Source organism: Gordonia sp. i37 (assembly GCF_002043085.1).
GTDB classification, from domain to species: Bacteria; Actinomycetota; Actinomycetes; order Mycobacteriales; family Mycobacteriaceae; genus Gordonia; species Gordonia polyisoprenivorans.
Window position 1 is genome coordinate 1 of record NZ_MVPX01000701.1, and the last position, 533, is coordinate 533.

The following is a 533-nucleotide window of genomic DNA, read 5'->3' on the forward strand; positions in this document are numbered from 1 at the left end:
ACGCTGCCGGATGCACCCACCAACATCACCCCGTGGGCTGCGAGATCGACTGACGATCACAACAAGGAGCTGGCTCTAGAACTGCCTGGACCGGTTATCGGGGACCTGCCAGATGCCGAACGCATTGCGGTGCGTGGTTGGCCGTCCGGGGTGTCCGAGCGCGGCCAACGAGATTACTGATGTAAGAGGAAGTAAGTTCTGGGCGGACACTGTTGTGGGCGGGTGATTGTGGACGACCGGTGCCCACATTCGGGAAGGTAAATTGCATGGCGACAGCGGTATTGCATCAGCGGTTCGAAGTATCTCCGTGTACCACAACGGGGCTGAATTGTTGGCAGAGTTGGCAATCTCTCGGAGGGAAAGAAGCCGCCGCGTGCTGATACCTACTACACCTAACCGCTGGTCGGAGGACGGCCTCCGATAGCAGATGGCGCGAGCTACATCTGACGGTAGCCACGCAAGGTTGTCGATGACAGAGTTTGGGGTTGACCCCGTTTCCCGGACATCTTGATGGCCAGTGTGAGGCTGGCGGG

Annotated in this window: 1 protein-coding gene; it reads left to right on the top strand. The window is 59.1% G+C overall.

The window, feature by feature from the left end; genetic code table 11:
- Positions 1-180, top strand: a 180-nt coding sequence (locus tag B1964_RS30830) for a hypothetical protein (protein ID WP_216354317.1), incomplete at its 5' end; no start/stop codon positions are given.
- Positions 181-533: the final 353 nt, after the last annotated feature.